Source organism: Pseudomonas sp. PB101, from assembly GCF_009764265.1.
In the GTDB taxonomy this organism is placed as follows: Bacteria; Pseudomonadota; Gammaproteobacteria; order Pseudomonadales; family Pseudomonadaceae; genus Aquipseudomonas.
The window spans coordinates 63,724-80,872 of sequence record NZ_RWIR01000035.1 but is presented as its reverse complement, the minus strand read 5'-3'; the positions used below and the strand labels follow the sequence as shown (position 1 = coordinate 80,872).

14 protein-coding genes are annotated in these 17,149 nt (G+C 61.5%); 4 read left to right on the top strand and 10 right to left on the bottom strand.

Annotated features, from left to right (window positions below; genetic code table 11):
- Positions 1–36: 36 nt before the first annotated feature.
- Positions 37–1,539, top strand: coding sequence for an aldehyde dehydrogenase family protein (locus EI969_RS11120; RefSeq protein ID WP_160387841.1), 1,503 nt, complete (start codon positions 37–39; stop codon positions 1,537–1,539).
- 61 nt (positions 1,540–1,600) lie between these two features.
- Here EI969_RS11120 and EI969_RS11115 read toward each other — a convergent pair whose 3' ends face one another.
- Both EI969_RS11115 and cynS read right to left on the bottom strand, forming a co-directional pair.
- Positions 1,601–2,260, bottom strand: a complete 660-nt coding sequence (locus EI969_RS11115) for a carbonic anhydrase (protein ID WP_160387840.1) — start codon at positions 2,258–2,260, stop codon at positions 1,601–1,603.
- 61 nt (positions 2,261–2,321) lie between these two features.
- Complete coding sequence (cynS, locus tag EI969_RS11110) at positions 2,322–2,789, bottom strand: cyanase (RefSeq protein WP_160387839.1); 468 nt, start codon at positions 2,787–2,789, stop codon at positions 2,322–2,324.
- 123 nt (positions 2,790–2,912) lie between these two features.
- Between cynS and cynR the strand changes: the two genes are divergently transcribed.
- Positions 2,913–3,794: a transcriptional regulator CynR gene (gene cynR / locus EI969_RS11105; protein WP_160387838.1), complete on the top strand. Its 882-nt coding sequence runs from the start codon at positions 2,913–2,915 to the stop codon at positions 3,792–3,794.
- A 253-nt stretch (positions 3,795–4,047) separates the two neighbouring features.
- Here cynR and EI969_RS11100 read toward each other — a convergent pair whose 3' ends face one another.
- From EI969_RS11100 to EI969_RS11090, 3 genes are all read right to left on the bottom strand, one after another.
- Positions 4,048–4,377 (bottom strand): hypothetical protein, encoded by a 330-nt coding sequence (locus EI969_RS11100; protein WP_110662543.1) that lies wholly within the window; start codon positions 4,375–4,377, stop codon positions 4,048–4,050.
- Positions 4,378–4,900: 523 nt separating this feature from the next.
- Complete coding sequence (locus tag EI969_RS11095; RefSeq protein ID WP_160387837.1) at positions 4,901–5,404, bottom strand: GNAT family N-acetyltransferase; 504 nt, start codon at positions 5,402–5,404, stop codon at positions 4,901–4,903.
- Between the two features lie 96 nt (positions 5,405–5,500).
- On the bottom strand, positions 5,501–7,453 hold the full coding sequence (locus tag EI969_RS11090) for a DNA topoisomerase III (RefSeq protein WP_256678294.1): 1,953 nt from the start codon (positions 7,451–7,453) through the stop codon (positions 5,501–5,503).
- Between the two features lie 277 nt (positions 7,454–7,730).
- Here EI969_RS11090 and EI969_RS11085 point away from each other — a divergent pair, with 277 nt between their 5' ends.
- Positions 7,731–8,099, top strand: a complete 369-nt coding sequence (locus EI969_RS11085; RefSeq protein ID WP_160387835.1) for a DUF427 domain-containing protein — start codon at positions 7,731–7,733, stop codon at positions 8,097–8,099.
- Positions 8,100–8,143: 44 nt separating this feature from the next.
- Here the strand turns inward: EI969_RS11085 and EI969_RS11080 are convergent, their stop codons facing one another.
- Both EI969_RS11080 and EI969_RS11075 read right to left on the bottom strand, forming a co-directional pair.
- The gene (locus EI969_RS11080; protein WP_160387834.1) at positions 8,144–9,766 is read right to left on the bottom strand and encodes an MFS transporter; all 1,623 of its coding nucleotides are present in this window, start codon (positions 9,764–9,766) and stop codon (positions 8,144–8,146) included.
- A gap of 199 nt (positions 9,767–9,965) precedes the next feature.
- Entirely contained in the window at positions 9,966–11,612 is a 1,647-nt protein-coding gene (locus EI969_RS11075; protein WP_160387833.1) for a GMC family oxidoreductase, read from the bottom strand.
- A 131-nt stretch (positions 11,613–11,743) separates the two neighbouring features.
- On the opposite strand from EI969_RS11075, the gene EI969_RS11070 reads away from it, so the two are divergent.
- Complete coding sequence (locus tag EI969_RS11070; protein ID WP_160387832.1) at positions 11,744–12,634, top strand: LysR family transcriptional regulator; 891 nt, start codon at positions 11,744–11,746, stop codon at positions 12,632–12,634.
- A 133-nt stretch (positions 12,635–12,767) separates the two neighbouring features.
- Here EI969_RS11070 and EI969_RS11065 read toward each other — a convergent pair whose 3' ends face one another.
- From EI969_RS11065 to EI969_RS11055, 3 genes are all read right to left on the bottom strand, one after another.
- The gene (locus tag EI969_RS11065) at positions 12,768–13,865 is read right to left on the bottom strand and encodes a DNA alkylation repair protein (protein WP_160387831.1); all 1,098 of its coding nucleotides are present in this window, start codon (positions 13,863–13,865) and stop codon (positions 12,768–12,770) included.
- A 127-nt stretch (positions 13,866–13,992) separates the two neighbouring features.
- Positions 13,993–15,801 carry a monovalent cation:proton antiporter-2 (CPA2) family protein gene (locus EI969_RS11060; protein ID WP_160387830.1) on the bottom strand — a complete coding sequence of 603 codons (1,809 nt, stop codon included), beginning with the start codon at positions 15,799–15,801 and terminating at the stop codon, positions 13,993–13,995.
- Positions 15,802–15,861: 60 nt separating this feature from the next.
- Positions 15,862–17,034 (bottom strand): DUF1624 domain-containing protein, encoded by a 1,173-nt coding sequence (locus EI969_RS11055; RefSeq protein WP_160387829.1) that lies wholly within the window; start codon positions 17,032–17,034, stop codon positions 15,862–15,864.
- Positions 17,035–17,149 lie beyond the last annotated feature (115 nt).

The following is a 17,149-nucleotide window of genomic DNA, read 5'->3' as shown; positions in this document are numbered from 1 at the left end:
ATTTTCCGGCCGCCCATTGCATGGTGTAACCGCTTCATGTCTCTTGCGCTCGAACGTCTAGTCGCTGGCACGCCCATCCCTTTCGCCGGTAATCGTGTCACTGTCGTCAGCCCCGAACTGGCGCAACGCTTCCAGCCCGGTGACCATCTGCTGGTGGAGCAGGTCAGCGGCGAATTGCTGTTGATCCCCGTGGCGGACCAGCAAGCGGCCAACGTTGCGATCGAGCGCGCCCAGGCGGCGTTTACCGCAATGTCGGCGGTTTCCGATCAAGCCATCAGCGCCTTCTTCGACCTGTTTGCCCAGCGCCTGGAAACCCCGCAATGCTGGGCGCTGATCGAGGCCGCCAACCTGGCCGACATCGAGCGGGCCAAGGCGCGCGGTCGATCGACCACCCGCTTGCTGGCCGACGAGCGCATGCGTCGCGACATGATCGCCGGCCTGCGCGCCTGGCGTGATGCAGCGGCCAGCCGTGGCAAGGTGATCAGTTGCGTCGAGCACGATGGCTGGAAAGTCGAGCAAGTGGTCTCGCCGTTGGGCATCGTCGCGTTCGTTTTCGAAGGCCGGCCAAATGTGTTTGCCGATGCGGCCGGGGTGTTGCGCACCGGCAACACCGCCGTGCTGCGCATTGGCAGCGATGCGTTGGGCACGGCCCAGGCGATCGTCACCCATGCGTTGAACCCTGCACTGAGCGACGCCGGTTTGCCGGCCGGTGCGGTGTCGCTGGTGGAAAGTGTCAACCACGCCGCCGGTTGGGCGATGTTCGCGGATCGACGCCTGTCACTGGCGGTGGCCCGTGGTTCGGGTCGCGCCGTCAGCCAGTTGGGCAGCATCGCCCAGCAGGCCGGCACGGCGGTCAGCCTGCACGGCACCGGTGGCGCCTGGCTGATCGCCAACGCCGATGCCGACGCCGGGCGCTTTGCCGCCGTGGTGCGCAACTCCCTGGACCGCAAAGTCTGCAACACCCTGAACGTCTGCCTGATCCACCGCGATCGCGCCGCTGAGCTGGTGCCGCTGTTCCTCGATGCACTCAAGCAGGCCGGCACCGCACGGGGGCAGGGCTGCAAGCTGCACATCGTCGAAGGCAGCGAGTCGCACCTGCCGCAAGACTGGCTGACGGCAACGGTCGAGGTGTACCGCGCCGAAGGTAATCAGACCGAGGCGCAGGCCGAGCCGTTGCCGGAAGATCAATTGGGCCGCGAGTGGGAGTGGGAAGAAACCCCGGAAGTCAGCCTGAAGATCGTCGACGACCTGGACAGCGCCATTGCCTTGTTCAATCGCTACAGCCCGCAATTCACCGTGTCGTTGATCAGTGAAAGTGCCGAGGCCCAGGAGCGTTTCTACAACGCGGTCAACGCGCCTTTTGTCGGCAATGGCATCACCCGTTGGGTCGACGGCCAGTACGCGCTGAACAAGCCGGAACTGGGGCTTTCGAACTGGGAGAGCGGGCGCCTGTTTGCGCGCAGTGCGATTCTTTCGGGGGATGGTGTGTTCACCATTCGTAGCCGCATGACCCAGGTCGATCTGGGCGTCAAACGCTGAGAGAGCCGAAGCTGTGACCGCTGCAAGGGCGGTCACTTTTTTGATCAAGCGGTGGTTCTGATCAGGCGGCTTTGATTGCCCTGGCCGATACGGCACAGGTGTGCGGGTGCTCGACCAGCGACACGAAGCTGCGGCTGTCGGCATCCAGCGCGTCGATCGAACCGGTCTCGATGTCGTACACCCAGCCATGCAGGTTCAGCAGGCCTTTTTCCTGGGCCAGGCGCACGCTCGGGTGCGTCTGGATGTTGGCCAGTTGGGCGATGACATTCTCGCGAACCATCGAACTGACCTTGGCCGCCTCACTGGCGTGTGGCCGCGCCTCGTTGATCACTTTTGCCGACTCGGCATGTTGCAGCCAGCCGCTGACGGCGGGCAGGTGGTCCATGCAGGTGCACTTGGCCACCGCCGTCATGGCACCACAGTCCGAATGACCGCAGATCACGATGTCGGTGACACCGAGCACCGCGACGGCGTATTCGACCGTGGCCGACACGCCACCCGGGTGCGGGCTGTAGGACGGCACGATGTTGCCGGCGTTACGGATCACGAACAGTTCACCGGGCTCTTGTTGGGTCAGCAGTTCCGGCACGACACGGCTGTCGGAGCAGGTGATGAACAGCGTGCCCGGGTGTTGGGTGGTGGCCAGGTGCTTGAACAGGTCGGTGCGTTGCGGAAAGGCTTCTTTCTGGAACTTCAGAAAACCGTCGATGAGTGCTTTCATGATCGCTTCCTCTTGGATGAGCAGGGTTCGGCCCGCACCGGTCGTGCGGGCCGCTATCAACTTAGAAAGGACGCAGGGGCAGGAACTTGCCGTCGAGGGTGATGACCGCGCGGGAACCGCCTTCCGGATCTTCGACTTTCTTCATGTCGAGCTTGAAGTTGATCGCGCTGATGATGCCGTCGCCGAACTGCTCATGGACCAGGGCCTTGAGGGTGGTGCCGTAGATCTGGATCATTTCGTGGAAGCGGTAGATGGTCGGGTCGGTCGGCACACCCGAGAGGCTGCCGCGCAGCGGAATGATCTGCAGTCGGGCCACGGCGTCGGCGTCCAGCTCCAGTTTGTCGCCGACTACCTGGGCGGCAGCTTCCGGCAGTGGGTGCTGACCGAGCAGGGCGGCGGTGACGTAGGCCAGGCTCAGGCCGGTACCGTCGGCCAGGTCCTGCCACGACAGGTTTTTGCGCGCCTTGGCATCCAGGACAGAAGTGGTCAGGGCCAGGCTTGGGTCGTTGTAGGCATGGGATTGTTGCATGGTGATTCTCCTATCGGGAGGGGTGTTGCTTGGGTGTGGGGCCATCTTCTGCCGATCCATCCATAGCGTCCAAGACCGATATACAATGCAATCCATAAGTACAGCCTATAGATGGAGAGTCCCATGTTGCTTCGACATTTGCGTTACCTGCTAGCGGTGGCCGACCAGGGTGGATTCACCCGCGCCGCCGAAGTGCTGCACGTGTCCCAGCCGACCTTGTCGCAGCAGATCCGGCAGCTGGAAGAGTCCCTCGGTGTGAGCCTGTTCGACCGTACTTCGCGCACGGTCAAACCCACCGATGCCGGTGAGGCTTACATTGCCTGTGCGCGGCGGGTATTGGTGGAGCTGGAGGCGGGCAAGCGTGCGTTGCATGATGTGAAGGATTTGTCCCGCGGCACCCTGCGCCTGGCCATGACACCGACCTTCATGGCCTATCTGGTAGGGCCGCTGGTGCGCGACTACGTGGCGCGCTACCCGAACATCCACTTGGAGATTTTCGAGTTGTCGATGGACGAGATCGAGGCTGGGCTGGCGGATGACTCGCTGGATATCGCGATTGCGTTTGATCAGGTGCGGAGTGCTGACATCGAATCGATCCCGGCGTTTACCGAGACCCTGGGGTTGATGGTCGGGCGGGATCATCCGCTCTACGAACATCAGGGCGCGCTGTCCGCCGAAGAGGTGGGCCGGCTTGAGTTTGCCCTGCTGACCCCGGACTACTTCACTCGCACGTGCATTGATGAGTACTTCACTCAGGTGCAGATCACGCCCAATGTGCTGATTGAAGTGAACTCGGTCAACACGCTGCTGGAAGTCATCCGACACTGCGCCATCGCCACCATCCTGCCGGAACCCATCGCCACCCAGGATCGGGCATTACGCAGGCTTAGCATGCAGGGCACAGCGCCTGAGCGCGGGGCGGCATTGCTGCGGCGCAAGAACAACTACCACAGTGCGGCGGCGCTGGCGTTTGTGCAGTTGGTGTCAGGCACCGATTTTTCCTGAACACCACAAACCCGCTGTAGGAGCCGGCTTGCTGGCGATGGACTCCAGTGCGCCGCGGTTACCCGGTACCCAAGCGTTATCGTTATCGACCATCGCTGGCAAGCCAGCTCCTACAGGAGACTACGTGTATCAATTGGCAGAGTGTTATCTGACACACCGTATTCGCGAGCAAGCCCGCTCCCACATTTGATCTTTGTATGGGCATAAAAAAGCCTGCTCCTTATTGGGAGCAGGCTTTGTGTATCAATAGTAATCAGTAGAGCCGGTCAATCACCCGAACTTCGTTCTGGCCCTGCATCGAGGCCCAGGCCTGTTTCAGGGTTTGCAGAACATTACCGATGAAGTCCTTGTCGGCTGCGGCTTTCTTGCCGACATAGCCCTGGCCGCGACGGTACATCTTCAGTCGGGCCAGCAGGTTCTGGTTGTTCTGGTCGAACTCTGCTTCATGGGCATGCGGCGACAGGCAGTCGATATGAACCTGGCCACACTTGCTGATCCAGAGAATATGGTTGTCGTGGCTGTCTTTTTTTGCAGCGAACATACGAGCCAGTTCATCGATAGTTGGTTGATTGTTCAGATTCATCATAATGCCCCTTGACCAATTGGTGATCTTTCAAAGTTGATTCGCTAATACAGGTAGCCCATCGGTTAGTTGATCCCTGGCACCGAAACCAGGACGTCAGCGTTCGACCGCCTTATCGGGCGGGGTCCTGCGTCTGTTGCATGTAGTCGTGTTGAATAACTGCTACGCAATAGCGTCACAACGAAGAGAAGCGGCGAAAACCTTAAGGCCACTGCCGACGTTTTCAGGGTCGGCCACAAGCATCATGAGGATTGCTCGCCAAGTCTTCTCGCCCTTGTACTGGACGTTCAGGCCAGGTCAGCTTCTTCAATCTGCCTTGTGGGCAGCGTGTATCCGGGAAAAACAGCTCGGCGGTCAGACGAGCTTGCTCAAACGTGTTGCCTGTACTCCCGATCGGGGAGACGTCTGCATCATGCAAGGGCAAATCGGAGGCGTCAACGGTTTTGTAGTGAATATTTTCAGTCACTACATATTGTCGGACAAAGCTGTTCGGAATTAGCGAGGGGAGTCGGGGGCGCGTCGGTCAGGGCAACAAAGACGGACACTCAAAGCGGTAAAAAGTGCAGGGATGGCCGTCAACTACCTGCTGATGCAAGGTGAGCCCGTCAACGCCAAGCCCCGGCATTACGGCGGTCCAGAACAGGCGTGCCGGCCTGTTCGTGTCGATATGGAAAATCTGCCATTGACCGGGGAACCGGCTCAAGAGGGTGGATACGACAAATCGCGCGACACCCCGGCCACGGAAACCTCGGCTGACAAACAGATAGCCGATGTTGTAGTCGGCGCCGGGTAGATGGACCTGGTTATCCACGGTGACGAAGCCGGCCAGTTCCCCGTCGACCTTGATCAGGAAGGGGCGGGTGGCCGGGTGTCGCCAGTAGTCGGGCATGGGCAGGATGTTGAAGAGTCCGTATTCGCCCAGCTTCAATGGCAACCATTCGCTGAAGTCGTAGGTGTAGAACTGCATCAGGTTCTCGATGGTATCCAGTTCATCGCGTTGGGCGGCGTGCAGTTCAATCGAAGACATACGGGTTGGCTCCAGTTACGCCGGGGCAGGGACACCAATTCATTATGGTTGGCGACAAGTAATTTGTGGCGAGGGAGCTCGCCACAGGGTTCGGTGTCAGGTTTGAGGGTTGCTTGCCGGTTTTGCCTTGCGCCTGGTGCCGCTTGCTGGTTTGCGCGCAGTGCCTTTGCGCTTTTTCTTCCATGGGGCTGCGGCGGAGCCGGTGGGTGGCGGGCCGCTGATGGTCAAACTCAGCCCGGCGCAGCGACTGACTTGCTTGCTCATCCACGCCGCCTGTTTGGTGACGAATTCTTCCAGGCTCATTTCCCCGCTTTGCACCATGTCCAGGGCCTGTTCCCAGATCGCCGTGGTGCCCGGATCGGCGATGGCTCGCGGTACGGCATCGATCAGGCTGAACGCGGCCGGTGTGGCGGCCAGGGCCTTGCCGTGCTTGACCAGATAACCACGGTCGAGGAGGCCCTGGATGATCGAGGCGCGGGTCGCTTCGGTGCCGATGCCGGTGGTGTCCTTGAGCTTTTGCTTGAGCAGCGGGTCTTCCACCAGTTTGGCGACGTTCTTCATAGCCTTGATCAGATCGCCTTCGGTGAACGGCTTCGGCGGTTGTGTCCAGAGGTCCTTGAGTTGCACGCCGGCCACTGCGCAATCGATGCCTTCGGCGAGGTTGGGCAGGGTCTGCGGCGCCGGGGCTTCGCGTCCCTTGGCCGGCGCCAGGGCTTCGGGCAGGGCGCGTTTCCAGCCCGGTTCGATGATCTGCTTGCCGACCGCGCGCAGCGCCTGGCCCGCGCAGTCGAAGTCGGCCTGGGTGCGGTCGTATTCGTGGTTGGGCAGGAACTGCGCCAGGTAGCGCGCACGGATCAGCGTGTAGACCGCGCGCTGCTTGCCCGCCAGCTTGTCGAGATTCTTCGCCGCAGCGGTGGGGATGATGCCGTGGTGAGCGCTGACCCTGGCATCGTTCCAGGCTCGTGAGCGGCGTTGCGGATCCAGGTGATCGTGCAAGGCGTTCAACGCCGGATCGGCCTGGCGCAACGCCGCCAGGATGGCCGGCGCCTCGCTGTGTTGGCTGAGGGGCAAGTAGCCGCAATCACTGCGCGGATAGGTGATGACTTTGTAGGTTTCGTACAGCGCCTGGGCAATGTCGAGGGTTTCCTGGGCGCCGAGGCCGAGCTTCTTCGAGCAGACCTCCTGCAGGGTGCCCAGGTCGAACGGCAGCGGGGCCACTTCGCGCATCCGTTCGGTGCGCAGCTTGATCACCCGCGCACTGGCCGCACCGCGCATGGCCTCAGCTGCTTGTTGTGCCAGCGCCTGATTCAGGCAGCGGTCCTGATCATCACAAACGTCGGACGCGGCGCGCCATTGCGCGGTGAACGCGGTGTCGTTGTGCAGCAGTTGCACGTCGATGGCCCAATAGGCGACGGGCACAAAGTCGGCGATGCTGCGATCGCGATCCACCACCAGGCGTAAGGTCGGCGTTTGCACTCGGCCCACCGGCAACACACCCTGATAGCCAGACTGGCGCCCGAGCAAGGTAAACAGTCGGCTCATGTTCATGCCGATCAGCCAGTCGGCCCGGGAGCGCCCCAGGGCCGAGTGATAGAGGCTGAAGGTTTCGTTGCCCGGTTTGAGGGCCGCGAGGGCCTTGCGGATGGATGCATCGTCCAGCGCCGACAGCCAGAGGCGGCGGATCGGCCCGCGATAACGGCAATGCTCCACCAGTTCCCGGGCGATCATCTCGCCCTCGCGGTCGGCGTCCGTGGCAATGATCAATTCGGACGCTTCACCGAGCAGGCGCTTGACCGCCTTGTACTGGCTGGCGGTGCGCGGCTTGACGGTCATCTTCCACTTTTCGGGGATGATCGGCAGGTCGGCCAGCACCCAGCGCTTGTAGCGCGCGTCGTAGGCATCCGGCGGTGCGGTCTCCAGCAGGTGGCCGATGCACCAGGTCACCGTGACGTCCGTTCCCAGCCAGCAGCCATCGCCCCGGCGCCGGGCGCCGAGGACTGCCGCAATGTCTTTGGCCTGGGAAGGTTTTTCACAGAGGTACAGCCGCATAACCACCATCGTCGATCTAATGTGCCAGAGGTGCACAGAATGGCGGTTGATGGGCGATGGAGCAATCTTTATCTGTATGGATGTACAGCTTGGTGTGTCGCTCCCGTTCGGCTGTGAAGCCGTCGCGAGGGTAAAACTTGGGTTATACCTGATGAATCGTGGTTTCAGGTTTTGGGGCTGCTGTGCGGCCCATCGCGGGCAAGCCACGCTCCCACACCACCACCAACACCATCATCATCGATTTGCAGGTCCATCACCGTCATGAGGAAGGTTTTCCATGAAAAGCTCCGGTCCTAGCCCTGTCATCACCATCGCCGAGCAGCCTGGTTGTCTGTTGGTGAGGTTCCACGGCATTCAGGTCGCCGCTTCGGCTCGCGCGCTGGTGTTGCTGGAGGCCAATTACCCGCCGGTGTACTACGTGCCGCGAGAGGACATCGACGAGAAGTATTACGCACGCACCGACCACACCAGTTATTGCCCGTACAAGGGCGATGCCAGTTATTTCAGTTTGCAGGTGCCGGGGCATGAGGCTGCCAATGCGGTGTGGAGTTATGAGAACCCCAAGATATCGGTAGAGCAGATACGCGAATACGTGGCGTTCTATCCGGATCAGGTGAAGTTCGAGTTGCTTGACGCCGAAGTCTGATCAACGCGACGAGGGAGCGAGCTCCCTCGTCGGCAGGCACGACCTCAGTTCTTGTCGAGATCGACGTTGCGTGTCTCACGCAGGCAAATCATCCCCACCACCAGGCTCACCCCGGTGATCACCACCGGATACCACAGCCCGTAGAAGATGTCCCCGGTGTACACCACCAACGCGAACGACACGGTTGGCAGGAAGCCGCCGAACCAGCCGTTGCCGATGTGGTAGGGCAGGGACATCGAGGTGTAGCGGATGCGGGTCGGGAACAGTTCGACCATCAACGCCGCCAGCGGGCCGTAGCACATCGCCGAGATGATGATCAGCGCGACGATCAGCGCGACGATCATCGGTTTGTTGATCTGCTGCATGTCCGCCTGTTGCGGGTAGCCGGCGAGGGTCACCGCGCCGCGCAGGGCGGCTTCGTCGAAACCGTCGATCTTCACGTCACCGACGCTCACCTGCACGCCACTGCCGACCGGGGCTGCTGCGCTTTGGTACGGCAGGCCCTGCTTGACCAGGAAGGTCTTGACCTTGTCGCACGGGCTGTCGAATTTCGCCTTGCCCACCGGGTCGAACTGGAAGGTGCAGGTGGCCGGGTCGGCCATCACGGTGATCGGTGCCTGGCGGCTGGCCTGGTCGATCGCCGGGTTGGCGTAGTGGGCCAGGGTCTTGAAGATCGGGAAGTACAATGCGGTGGCCAGCAACAGGCCGAGCATCAGCACCGGTTTGCGCCCGACCTTGTCCGACAGCCAGCCGAAGAAAATGAAGAAGGGTGCGCCAATGGTCACGCTGACGATCAGCAAGCCGTTGGCCACCGCCGGGTCCATTTTCAGGAACTGGGTGAGGAAGAACAGCACATAGAATTGCGCCGCGTAGAAGGTCACCGCTTGCCCGGCATTGATGCTGAACAGGGCGATCAACACCACCTTGAGGTTTTCCCATTTGCCGAAGGAGTCGCGAATCGGCTGCTTGCACAGCTTGCCTTCTTCCTTCATTTTCACGAAGGCCGGCGACTCGTGCAGGCTCATGCGAATCCAGGTCGAGATGCCCAGCAGCACGATGGAAAACAGGAACGGAATGCGCCAGCCCCAGACTTCGAACTGATCGCCGGTGAAGTAGCGGCAGCCCAGCACGACCAGCAGCGACAGCAACAGGCCCAGGGTCGCGGTGGACTGAATCCAGCTGGTGTGGAAGCCGCGCTTGCCGATCGGTGCGTGCTCGGCCACGTAGGTCGCGGCGCCGCCGTATTCACCGCCCAGGGCCAGGCCCTGGAGCATGCGCAGCACCACCAGGATGATCGGCGCGGCGATGCCGATGCTCGCGTAGGTCGGCAGCAGCCCGACACAGAACGTCGCCACGCCCATGAGGATGATGGTGGCGAGGAAGGTGTACTTGCGTCCGATCATGTCCCCCAACCGGCCGAATAGCAGCGCGCCGAACGGGCGGACGATGAAGCCGGCGGCGAAGGCCATCAGGGCGAAGATGAACGCCGTGGTGTCGTTGACCCCGGCGAAGAACTGTTTGCTGATCACCGCCGCGAGGGCGCCATAGAGGAAAAAGTCGTACCACTCGAAGACCGTCCCCAGGGACGAGGCGAAGATGACTTTCTGGGTTTCCTGACTGGTGCCCGCGCTGCGCACGGCTTCCAGGGGCTGAACGTGTTCTGACATACCGGTATCCCTCACAGTGATTGTTTTTGTTGTTCCACTGTCGGCGCCGGCCTTGTGGGCGGGTGCCGCTACATCGATGCATCGGGTGTATTCGTTTGTGTAGGAGCCGGCTTGCTGGCGATGACGTTGTCTGGCGCGAAATCAATGTTGACTGATTCGCCGCAATCGCCAGCAAGCCGGCTCCTACATTTGTCCGTGTTCAGATGTTTGCTGCCAGCTCCATGGGTTGAGTGAGTTTCCTTGCGTCTGGGTTGAGAATCATCTGCGCCGCCTTCTCGGCAATCATCAGCGTCGGCGAGCAGGTGTTGCCCGAGGTGATGCGCGGCATGATCGAGGCGTCGGCGATGCGCAGGCCGGGGACGCCGTGGACCTTGAGTTGCGCATCGACCACGGCGTCGGCGTCGTTGCCCATGCGGCAGGTGCCCACCGGATGGAAAATCGTCGTGCCGATGCGCGCGGCGGCTTCGTGCAGTTGTTCTTCACTTTGCAGGCTGGCGCCGGGCAGGTATTCCACCGGGTTGAAGGCACGCAAGGCCGGTGCGGCAACGATGCGCCGGGTCAGGCGGATGGCGTCGGCGGCGACCCGCAGGTCTTCGGGGTGGCTGAGGTAGTTGGGCTGGATCAGCGGTGCTTCCTGCGGATCGGCCGAGCGGATATCCACCCGGCCACGGCTTTGCGGGCGCAAATCACAGACCGATGCGGTGAATGCCGGGAAGGCATGCAGCGGTTCGCCAAAGCGCTCCAGCGACAGCGGCTGCACGTGATATTCAAGGTTGGCCGAGGTCTGTTCCGGCCCCGAGCGGGCAAAGGCGCCCAACTGGCTTGGCGCCATGGACAGCGGCCCGCTGCGGTCGTACAGGTAGCGCAGGCCCATGCCCATCTTGCCCCACAGGCTGCCGGCAATCTGGTTCAGGGTGCGGGCGTTTTCCAGCTTGTAGATCAGTCGCAGTTGCAGGTGATCCTGCAAATTGCCGCCGACACCGGGCAGCTCATGGGCGACGCCGATGCCCAGCCGTTCCAGCAGCGGGCGCGGGCCGATGCCGGAACGTTGCAGGATGCCCGGCGAACCCACCGAGCCGGCGCAGAGGATGATTTCCTTGCGGGCCTTGAAGGTTTTCGCCTGGCCTTGCCAGCGGGCGCTGACCGCCGCTGCGCGGCCATTGTCCAGCAGCACGCGGTCGACTTCGACCCCGGTCAGTACAGTGAGGTTGGGACGCTGGCGCACCGGTTTGAGAAAGGCCTTGGCCGCATTCCAGCGGATACCGGACTTCTGATTGACCTGGAAATAGCCGCAACCTTCGTTGTCGCCCTGGTTGAAGTCATCGATGCCGGCGATGCCGCTTTGTTCGGCGGCGCTGCGGAAGGCGTCGAGAATCGGCCATGACAGGCGCTGGCGTTCCACTCGCCATTCGCCCGCGGCGCCGTGAAATTCGGCGGCGCCGGCAAAGTGATTTTCACTCTGTTTAAACAGTGGCAACACGTCTTGCCAGCTCCAGCCAGGATTGCCGTCGGCGGCCCAGCTATCGTAGTCGCCGGCCTGGCCGCGCATGTAGATCATGCCGTTGATCGAGGAGCAGCCGCCCAGCACCTTGCCGCGCGGGTAGCTCAGGGCGCGGCCTTGCAACCCCGGTTGCGCTTCGGTCTTGAAACACCAGTCGGTGCGCGGGTTGCCGATGCAGTACAGGTAACCAACGGGGATGTGGATCCAGGCATAGTTGTCGCGGCCGCCGGCTTCGAGCAGCAATACGCGCTGTTGCGGGTTGGCCGACAGTCGATTGGCCAGCAGACACCCGGCCGGCCCGGCCCCGACCACGATGTAATCGTATTCATCAAGGGAAGCCTGCATCCCTGACCTCGTTTGTTGTTCTTGTTGTCTGTCATCCTAGTTGTTAGCTTTCGTCAAAAGAATGTTAGTTTTTGCGCAGCCGCTGTGCGTTTTTAAACAGCATCCCGAACAGCAAAGAACAAGGACGCTTCATGTTCGACTGGAATGACCTGCGGTTTTTTCTCGAATTGCAGCGCAGCGGGCGATTGCTCACGGCAGCCCGTCGCCTGAACACCACCCATGCCACCGTGGCACGGCACATCGAGGCCATCGAAAAGAGTCTCGGCACGGCGTTGTTCGTCCAGCATGCCCAGGGCTATGAGATGACCCCGGCGGGCGAGGCGTTGCTTAAACACGCCGAGGCCATGGAGAACGTGGCGCTGCTCGCCCAGGAGGAAATCACTCAGTCCACCGCGCCGCTGGGCAAGATCCGCGTCGGGGTGACGGAGGGGCTGGGCATCATGTTCCTCGCCAGTCGCATGAACGGCTTGTTCGAGCGTTATCCGGGGCTGGAAGTGGAACTGGTGGCGGTGCCGCGTTTTGTCAGCATCCTCAACCGCGAGGCGGAAATCAGCATCCACCTGGAGCGTCCGGCCGCCGACATGCTGGTCACGCGCAAACTCACTGACTATCGCCTGGCGCTGTACGCCAGCCAGGACTACCTCGACCGTTCGCCACCGCTGCACAGCCGTGAAGACCTGGGGCGCCACGCCTGGATCGGTTACGTCGATGACCTGCTGTTCAGCCAGGAACTGATGTTCCTCAACAGTTTCTGCCGCAACCCGCGGGTGGTGTTTCACAGCACCAGCGTGATCGCCCAGCAACAGGCCGCGCGCTCAGGCCTGGGGATCGCGGTGCTGCCGTGCTACATGGCCAGCGCCGATCCCGGTCTGGTGCCGTTGCTGCCGGACGAAAGCATCCAGCGCAGTTACTGGATCAGTACTCGTCGGGAGCTGCACAAGTCGGTGCGGCTGCGGGTGTTGTGGGATTATGTGGTGGAGTTGTGTGAGCGGGAGCAGGGGTTGTTGTTGGGCGGTGCCTGAGTTGGCGCCATCGCTGGCAAGCCAGCTCCCACAGGGATCTGCTGTGTTACACAGTTAGTGTGAACAACACAAAAACCTGTGGGAGCGGGCTTGCCCGCGATGGCGGCGGCACATCCAATATCCATCTCAAGTTTTAAACAAGAATCTCGAACGCCGTACTGGCCAGCCGTTCACCATTGACCATGACATGCACCGCATGGCGCCCCGCATAATGCCGGCGGGTGGTGAGTTCCTTGATGTGCTGGCCACGGCTGACGGCTTCGAGCGCATTGCCGGGCAATGTCAGCGCCTTGAGCTTGAACACCTTCGCCGAGGTGCTGCCGTTGGCCTTGACGTAGTCGATGGCGTAATCGATGACCAGGCGCTGACTGGTTTCAACGGTCGATCGGACGGCAAACGACAGGGTGATCTTTTCGCCCAGGCCAATCACCGGCGGTTCGACTTTCACATCGACGATCTCCACTTCAGGCTTGCCGCCCGCGCCGATGATCGCCAGCGCCCGCTGGTTGCCCTGTTTGATCAGGCTGCGCAAGGCGTGTCTGGCGATCCATGCGCTGTGCCGGTCGTCCAGCGCCCAGCCTTCGATCAGGTCCAGCACCCAGTCGGGGTGATCCTTGGTGATGTCGTTGAGGTGATTGGCCACGGACTTGCGCACGTAGAGACTGGTGTCGGCCTTGAGGTTGTCGAGGATTTTCGCCGCGAGTGTCGGATCGGCCTGAACCGGTTCCAGCCGGAATGACCAGGGCAGGCGTGGCCGACAGCCTTCACTGGCCAGGCGCCGTACGTGTTCGTTGTCATCCAGCGACCAGTCATGCATCAGCCGCAGCGAACGCTCGAGGTCGCTGCGCAGGAAATGGCGGATCGCGAATTCCGAGGAGCCGAAGGTAGTGAAGTACTTCAGCGCGTCCATCGATACGTCGAACGCATGGGCGCCATAGGTGGCGACATAGTGCGGCAGGCACATGCTGACAAAACCGCTGTTCAGACGCGGGGCGAGGGCGCGCAGCACCTGCAGCGACGCCTCGTAGTCCAGCGGCAACACCGCGTGGAGGCACTCGCTGACCCGGGCCATGCGCTGCATCACGCTGAGGTCCGCCAGGCCGGATTGGGCCAGCTTGAGGAATTTTTTGCCCTCAAAATCGGGATACACCGCCGTCATCTCTGTGGCGATGTGCTTGAGGCGCTCGGCGTTGAAGATTTCCTTGAGGGCGGGGGCAGGTTGGTCAGTCATGGTGGTTCCTTGGTAGTTGTTGATCCATCACACCGCGTTATCGTTCATCGCTGGCAAGCCAGCTCCCACAGGGTTGCGATGAATTTGTAGGAGCCGGCTTGCCGGCGATGGGGCCCTCGAATTCACCTCATTTTGTCCCCGCTTGCTCCTGCAGTTGATCCGACTCGAATAACCTGGCCAATTCAACCCGCGCTTCCTGCGCCGTCTGCATCACCTTCACCGCATCGTCATACACCGCATGCTGGGCCTCCAGCACCTCTTCGTCGTGTTGCTTGAAGCGTTTGATCCGCGCATCCGCCTGGGCCTGGGTCAGCCCCAACCCGATCAGGGTTTGCCGGCTCATTTCCAGGCTCGAATAAAAGGTTTCGCGCACGGCATGGGCGCCGACGTCCATCAGCCGGTGCACGTGCTGGCGGTTGCGGGCGCGGGCGATGATCTTCATATGCGGGTAGAGCTTGCGCACCAGTTCGGCGGTCTTGATGTTGGTGTCCGGGTCGTCGGTGGCGATCACGAAATACTCGGCTTCGCCGACCTTGGCCGCGTTGAGGATTTCCGGGCGCATCGGGTCGCCGTAGAACACCGGTACGCCACCGAAACTGCGCGACAGTTCGATGGTTTCCACCGAGGTGTCGAGGGCCACGAACCTGATGTTCTGCGCGCGCAGGATCCGCGCGACGATCTGGCCCATGCGGCCCATGCCCGCAATCACCACCCGTGGCGCGTCGGCGTCGATTTCGCGGAATTTTTCCGGCACTTCCACCGGCTGCACTTTCGGGCTGACCAGGCGTGCGCACACCAACAGCAACAGCGGCGTCACCGCCATGGACAGCGTGATGGTCAGCACCAGCAGGTCATACAGTTGTGCCGCGAACAGCCCGTGATCGCGACCGATCTTGAACACCACGAAGGCAAACTCGCCACCGGCCGCCAACACGATGCCCAGACGGACCGCACTGACCTTCTTCAAGCCACCGGCCAGTCGACCGACAATGAACAGCAGCGGCAGTTTGATCGCGATCAGCAGCAGGGTCAGGGCCAGCACCGCGACCGGCATGCTCAGCAACAGGCTCAGGTTCGCGCCCATGCCGACGCTGATGAAAAACAGCCCCAGCAACAGGCCCTTGAAGGGCTCGATCTGGGCTTCCAGTTCATGGCGATACTCGGAGTCCGCCAGCAGCAGGCCGGCGAGGAAGGCGCCCAGGGCCATGGAAATCCCCGCCAGTTCCATCAGCCAGGCCGTGCCGATCACCACCAGCAACGCGGTGGCGGTGGAGACTTCCGGCAACGCGGTCTTGGTCACCACGCGAAACACCGGTCGCAGCAGATAACGCCCGCCGATCACCACCACGGCGATGCTGACCAGCACTTGCAGGCCATGATTGAGGTCTTCGCTGGCGCTGGTGCTGTGATCGCCGCCAGCCAGCAACGGCACCATGGCGATCAACGGGATCGCGGCGATGTCCTGAAACAGCAGGATGGCGAACGCCAGCCGCCCGTGCGGGCTGGTCAGTTCCTTGCGTTCGGCCAGGCTTTGCAGGCCGAACGCCGTGGACGACAGCGCCAGGCCGAGGCCGAGGACGATCGCGGTGTTCAGTGGCTGGGCAAAGCCCCACAGCGCCACCACGCCGATCACCGAACCGGTCAGCAGCACTTGCGCCAGGCCTACGCCGAACACCGATTTACGCATCACCCACAAGCGTCGCGGCGACAGTTCCAGGCCGATGATGAACAGCAGCAACACCACACCGAGTTCGGAAATGTTGGCGACGCTTTGCGGGTTGTCGATCAGCCCCAGCACCGACGGGCCGATGATCACGCCGGCGAACAGGTAACCCAGCACCGCCCCCAGTTGCAGGCGCTTGGCCAAGGGGACGATGAGTACGGCCGCCAGCAGAAACACGACAGCGGCTTGTAGCAGGTTGCCTTCATGGGGCATGGGCGAAACTCCAGGACTCGGGACAGCGGGGTGACAAGAATAAAGGGAATCGGGCTCCGATCAGAAGTATTTGAGCCAGCCGATATCCCGACGACGCGCCTTCAATGCCGCGAACCAGCGCACCGGTAAGTAAAGCGCTGCAGTCAAGAGCACTGCCGTCAGCCACACCGCCCAAATGCCGTCGAAACCGAAGTAGTCGCCCTGGTTCAGACCGAACCACCCCACGCTGATCAGATACAGCATTTTCAACACATAAAGATGGAGCAAGTAGAAGAACATCGGTGCCGCACCCAATACCGCCAGGGTGCTTATCCATTTGCGTTGCCGAGCCCGCTCAAAGCCAAGAAGCAGCAACAGCCCTGCACCCAGCGTCAGAGCCAGGAACAGCAGGGAGGGGGGGTATTTTGTGATGTTGAAGAAACTCATGAAGGTTTGTGTGGTGCTTTCATAAACCCTCCAATGTGCCTCGCCATAACCGTTGATCAGGCGCAGGGCGATGAAACCGAGCAATGCGCCGACCCCGGCGAGCAACAGGTAGCGCTGACGCCCGGCGGTCGAGGCCGGGCGTGCGAACCAGGGGCCGATGCAGTAACCCAGGGCGATGACACCTATCCACGGCAGCACCGGGTAGGAAGTGCGCAGGCGCAAGCTGTCGGAGAATTCGATCCAGCCGCGATCATGCAAAATGGCCCAGGGCAGGTGCATCGCCGATCCGCTCGGGAAGTGCAGAGAGTCGAGCAGGTTGTGTCCGGCAATGATGGCCAGACCCAGGACACACAGGATGGGTCGAGGCAGCCAGACCAGTGCTGCGAGGGCAATCATGCTGATACCAATCGCCCAGATCACCTGCAGGTAAATCACATTGGGCGGGAACTGGAACGTCCAGGCGAAATTCACCAAGGTGAACTCCAGCAGAACCAGGAACAAGCCACGCTTGAACAGGAACATCGACACTTCGTTCTTGCCCTGGTGTTTTTCGCCGTACAGGAAAGCTGAGAGTCCGGTGAGAAGAACGAACACCGGCGCACATAAATGGGCGAGCGTCCGGCTGAAAAACAATGTCGGCTCCGTGCTGTCGATGACCATCGGGTCGGCGACCTGGCGGTGCAGAAAGAACGTTTCGCGCACGTGATCCAGCAACATGAAAATCATCACCAACCCCCTTAGGGCATCGATGGACATCAGGCGTTGGCTCAGGGTTGTGATGGGCGGGATTTGAATAGGGTTTGTCATCGAAAGTCGCAGGCAGGAAGTGGATAGCTGTGCCGGTAAACGACCGACAGATCATGTTTAGATATTATATAACGTTTCAATATCGGGCAGAAGGCGTCGCCCTGTTCAATAGGTC